The organism is Pseudomonas sp. CM25, from assembly GCF_013179705.1.
GTDB lineage: Bacteria > Pseudomonadota > Gammaproteobacteria > Pseudomonadales > Pseudomonadaceae > Aquipseudomonas.
The window spans coordinates 1-5,466 of sequence record NZ_JABMCW010000345.1; the positions used below are offsets into that span (position 1 = coordinate 1).

The 5,466-nt window shown below is 66.0% G+C and carries 4 protein-coding genes; 1 reads left to right on the forward strand and 3 read right to left on the reverse strand.

Going from position 1 to position 5,466, the window contains the following annotated elements; genetic code table 11:
• On the reverse strand, positions 1-2,750 hold a 2,750-nt coding region (locus tag HP546_RS25030; RefSeq protein WP_172230930.1), incomplete at its 3' end, for an efflux RND transporter permease subunit.
• Between the two features lie 6 nt (positions 2,751-2,756).
• Complete coding sequence (locus tag HP546_RS25035) at positions 2,757-3,857, reverse strand: efflux RND transporter periplasmic adaptor subunit (protein ID WP_172230933.1); 1,101 nt, start codon at positions 3,855-3,857, stop codon at positions 2,757-2,759.
• Positions 3,858-4,013: 156 nt separating this feature from the next.
• Here HP546_RS25035 and HP546_RS25040 point away from each other — a divergent pair, with 156 nt between their 5' ends.
• Positions 4,014-4,655, forward strand: coding sequence for a TetR/AcrR family transcriptional regulator (locus HP546_RS25040; RefSeq protein ID WP_172230936.1), 642 nt, complete (start codon positions 4,014-4,016; stop codon positions 4,653-4,655).
• 102 nt (positions 4,656-4,757) lie between these two features.
• Here the strand turns inward: HP546_RS25040 and HP546_RS25045 are convergent.
• A partial coding sequence (locus HP546_RS25045) for a class I SAM-dependent methyltransferase (protein ID WP_172230939.1) occupies positions 4,758-5,466 on the reverse strand: 709 nt, incomplete at its 5' end.

Consider the following 5,466-nt stretch of genomic DNA (forward strand, 5'->3'; position numbering starts at 1 on the left):
AAGCCGAACGGCTGGCGGAACACCAGCAGGAACAGGGTCACGCCGATCAGCCCCAGGGGGGCGGTGAGGAACACCATGACCGTGCGCGAGAAGCTGCGCAGCTGAATCATCAGCAGGGTCAGCACCACCACCACGAACAGCGGCATGCCGGCATTCACTGACTTCTGCCCGCGCTCGGAGTCCTCTACCGTGCCGCCTACCTCCAGCAAGTAACCGTCCGGCAGCTTGGCGCGAATCTCGTGCAGGGTCGGCTCGATCTGCTTCACCAGCGTCGCCGGCTGTTCCTTGTCGTAGATGTCGGCACGCACCGTCACCGTCGGCAAGCGGTTGCGGTGCCAGATGATGCCTTCCTCGAAGCCGTACTCCAGGCTCGCCACCTGCGACAGCGCCACGCTCTGACCGTTGTCGGTCGGCAACGCCAGGCTGCCCAGGTTGGCCAGCTCGCTGCGCTCCTGCCGGGTGCCGCGCAAAAGGATCTCGATCAGTTCGTTGTCTTCGCGGTACTGGCTGACCGTGGTACCGGTCAACGAGCTCTGCAGGAAGCTCGACAGGTGCGCGGTGCTGACGCCAAGCGCGCGGGCACGGTCCTGGTCGATTTCCAGGAACACCGCCTTGCTCGGCTCTTCCCAGTCCAGGTGCACGTTCACCACGTGCGGGTTCTCGCGCACCTTGTCGGCCACTTCACGGGCCAGTGCACGGGCCTTCTCGATGTGTTCGCCAGTGACCCGGAACTGCACCGGGTAACCCACCGGCGGGCCGTTTTCCAGGCGGGTAACGCGGGCACGCAGGTCGGGGAACTGCTGGTCCACGGTGTCGATCAGCCAGCTGCGCAGGCGCTCGCGGTCCTCCATCGACTTGGCCAGCACCACGAACTGGGCAAAGCTGGCTGCAGGCAGTTGCTGGTCCAGTGGCAAGTAGAAGCGCGGCGAACCGGTACCCACATAGGCCACATAGTTGTCGATGCCATCCTGCTGCTTGAGCAGTGCCTCGAGCTGCTTGACCCGCTCGGCGGTATTGGCCAGCGAGGCGCCTTCGGCCAGCTTCAGGTCGACCATCAGCTCCGGGCGCCCGGAGGCCGGGAAGAACTGCTGAGGCACGAAACGGAACAGCAGGATGCTGCCGACAAAGGCTGCCAAGGTCAGCACTATGACCGTCTTGCGGTGCCCCACGCACCACGCCACCACTCGCCGCACACGCTGGTAGAACGGCGTGGCGTAGGGGTCTGGTGCGTGGCCGTCCGAGCCATGGCGCGCCGCATGCAGCTTGGCCAGGTCAGGCAGCAGGCGCTCGCCCAGATAAGGCACGAACACCACGGCTGCGACCCACGAGGTGAGCAAGGCGATGGTCACCACCTGGAAGATCGAGCGGGTGTATTCGCCAGTGCTGGAGGCCGCCGTGGCAATCGGCAGGAAGCCCGCCGCCGTGATCAGGGTGCCAGTGAGCATCGGAAAGGCGGTGCTGGTCCAGGCGTAGCTGGCCGCCTTGAGGCGGTCGTAGCCCTGCTCCATCTTGATCGCCATCATTTCCACGGCAATGATCGCGTCGTCCACCAGCAGGCCCAGGGCCAGCACCAGCGCGCCCAGGGATATCTTGTGCAGGCCGATACCGAAGTAATGCATGGCGGCGAAGGTCATCGCCAGCACCAGCGGGATGGCCAGCGCCACCACCAGGCCGGTGCGCAGGCCGAGGGAGAAGAAGCTCACCAGCAGCACGATCACCAGTGCCTCGACCAGCACCTGGACAAACTCGCCCACGCCAGCCTTGACCGCCGCCGGTTGGTCCGAGACCTTGCGCAGCTCCATGCCGGCCGGCAGGTTGTGCGCCAGGCGCTCGAACTCGCCTTCCAGGGCCTTGCCCAGCACCAGAATGTCACCGCCGTCCTTCATCGACACGGCCAGGCCAATGGCATCTTCACCCATGAAGCGCATGCGCGGTGCAGGTGGATCGTTGAAGCCACGGTGCACCTCGGCCACATCGCCGATGCGGAACGTGCGGTCACCGACGCGGATAGGGAACTGGCGAATCTGCTCGACACTGTCGAAACGCCCGCTCACCCGCAGTTGCAGGCGCTCGCTGGGTGTCTCGAAGAAGCCGGCGGTGCTGACCGCGTTCTGCTCCTGCAGGGCCTGCTGCACCGCCTCCAGCGGCACGCCAAGGGTCGCCAGCTTGAGGTTGGACAGCTCGATCCAGACCTTCTCGTCCTGCAGGCCGAGCAGCTCGACCTTGCCCACGTCCTTGACCCGCTGCAACTGGATCTGGATCCGGTCGGCGTAGTCCTTGAGCACCGCATAGTCGAAGCCGTCACCGGTCAGCGCATAGATGTTGCCGAACGTGGTGCCGAACTCATCGTTGAAGAACGGGCCCTGGACCTCGGGCGGCAAGGTGTGGCGGATGTCCGCGACCTTCTTGCGGATCTGGTACCAGAGCTCGGGGATGTCGTCTGAATGCAGCGAGTCGCGAGCCATGAAGGTGACCTGTGACTCGCCGGGGCGGGAGAACGAAACGATCTTCTCGTACTCGCCGGTTTCCATCAGTTTCTTCTCGATGCGCTCGGTCACCTGGCGCGACACTTCTTCAGCAGTGGCGCCAGGCCACAGGGTGCGGATGACCATGGCCTTGAAGGTGAACGGCGGGTCCTCGCTCTGGCCGAGCTTGGTGTAGGACATGGCGCCAATGGCCGCCAGCAGGATCATCAGGAACAGGACGATCTGGCGGTTGCGCAGCGCCCAGGCAGAAAGGTTGAAACCCATCGGGACTTACTCCTTGGCCGTCAGGTTCACTACACGGTTGGTGCGGTCCACAGGGCGTACCTCCTGGCCCTCGCGCAGCACATGGCCACCGGCGGCAACCACCCAGTCGCCCGGGTCAAGGCCTTCGAGCACCGGCACGCTGTCACTGCCATACGCCCCCAGGCGCACCGTAGCCCGCTCCAGGCGGCTGTCCTTGTTGACCCGCCAGACATAGGCCTGGCCGTTTTCCGCAGTGACGGCGGACAGCGGCACAGCCAACGGGATCAGCCCTTCGTGGGCAATGAATACCCGGGCGCTCTGGCCCAGGTCCGCAGGTGTAGCGGCCGTGGCAAAGGCGATGCGCGCGGCGAAGGTGCGTGAGCGCGGGTCGGCGGCAGGTGACAACTCGCGAATACGCCCCTGGAAGCGCGCCTCCGGGAGCGACCACAACTCGACACTCACCGGCTGGCCCACGGCGAAGCGGGCAAAATGCTGCTCCGGCAGGCTGATGGCCACCTCCCGTTCACCATCGGCGGCCAGGGTGAACACGGTCTGCCCGGCGGCAACCACCTGGCCCACCTCGACCTGGCGCTTGGCGATAACCCCGGCCTGCGGCGCGCGCAACACGGCATATTCGGCCTGGTTGCCGGCCACGTCGAACTCGGCCTTGGCCTGCTTCAGGCGGGCCTGGCCGGCGCGGTAGAGGTTTTCGGCATTGTCGTACTGCGAGTGGCTGACCATCTGCCGGTCCAGCAGCTTCTGGTAACGATCGCGCTCGGCGCGCACCAGCGACAGGTTGGCCTCGGCGGCCGCCAGCTGGGCGCGGTTGGCTTCCAGTTGCAGGCGCACATCTTGCGGGTCGAGCTCGGCCAGCGGCTGGTCGGCCTTGACCCGCTGCCCCTCCTCGACCAGGCGCTTGCTGACCTTGCCGGCAATGCGGAAGGCCAGCTCCGGCTCGAAGCGCGCCCGCACTTCACCGGGGTAACTGTCGGCAGCGGCTTCGGCCGGCTGCGGCTGCACCACCAGCGCCGGGCGAGGCGCGGCGGGCGGGGCGGCTTCCTGGCCGCACGCCGCCAGGAACAGCACGGCGGCGGCGGGCAAGGCGATGGACAAGGCATGGCGCAACATGATGAATCCTTTCGCGGAGGGCACTTCGAATATTTGTACTGACGGGTATATTAAGTCAGGCAAGCGGTGGCGGGAAGAGTGTGCGTGGTGGATTTTGCGAGGTACGGCGGAGCGCTGTGGCGCCTGACCCGTTAAGATGGGCGCTTCTTCAAGCAGATGCAGACCACAATGTCCAACGACGCCCCCATCGGTCCAGGCCGGCCAAAGGACTTGGCCAAGCGCGAGGCGATTCTCGAAGCGGCCAAGACGCTGTTCCTCAGCCTTGGCTACGCCAACACCAGCATGGATGCGGTCGCTGCGGCGGCAGGTGTTTCAAAGCTCACCGTCTACAGCCATTTCACCGACAAGCAGACGCTGTTCTGCTCAGCGGTCATGGCAACCTGTCAGATCCAGTTGCCCGACTTGCTGTTCGAGTACCCCGAAGGGGCGCCGGTGGAAGAGGTTCTGCTGACCATTGCTCGTGGCTTCCAGGCGCTGATCAGCAGTGACGAAGCGGTCAAGCTCAGCCGCTTGATAATGGCTCAGGGCAGCCAGGACCCGAGCTTTGGCGAGTACTTCTACGAGGCCGGGCCCAAGCGCGTGCTGGCGGGGATGGAAGCGTTGCTGCGTGGGGCGGATGAGCGGGGCTTGCTGCGCATCGACAACCCGCTGCGGGCGGCCGAGCATTTCTTCTGCCTGGTCAAAGGCGCCCCGGATTACCGGTTGTTGCTGGGCTGCGCGGGGCCCCTGGACGGCGACGAAGCCGAGGCCCATGTGCGCGAGGTAGTGGGGGTGTTCCTGCGGGCTTATCAACCCTGAAGCCCGCGAATGTCTTTGCGGGAGCGCAGGCTCCGAGCTGGTTGGCACCGGCTACGCCGGTGTTCGCGGCTGAAGCCGCTCCCACAGAAGTAACGAGGTTGCTCAGGCCTTCAGGGCCTTCTTCGGGTAAATGTCATACCGGCTCGACTTGCCCTCCAGGCTATGACTCGGCTTCGGCCCGTCGATGATCGGTGCCTTGCGCGGGCGCTTCACCACCACCCGGTGGCTGGCCAGGACAAGAGCGGCTTCGAGCAGCGCCGGGGCGTCCAGGTCATCACCGACCAATGGCCGGAACACGCGCATTTCCTTCTTCACCAGCGCGCTCTTGTCCCGGTGCGGGAACATCGGGTCGAGGTAGATCACCTGCGGCGCCTCACCTTCCCAGTCGCGCATGCGCTGGATGGCGTTGCCCGTCAGCAGGCGCATGCGCCCCACAATCGGCCCAACCTCGGCATCCGACCGGGCCCGCGCCAGGCCATCCTCCAGCAACGCGGCAATCAGCGGCTGACGCTCGATCAGGGTCATCTGGCAACCCAGGCTGGCCAGCACGAACGCGTCCTTGCCCAGCCCCGCCGTGGCATCCAGTACCTGTGGTCGCACGCCCTGGGCGATGCCCACCGCCTTGGCGATCATCTGCCCGTTACCGCCGCCGAACTGGCGCCGGTGCGCCGCCTGGCCGTCGACGAAGTCAACCCGCACCGGGCCCGGTGCCTGCGGCCCCAGTTGCTGGACCTGCAGGCCATCGACGCCCACCTGCACGGCAAAGCCTGCGGCATCGTCCTGCAGCGGCAACGCTAGCCGCTCGGCCCAT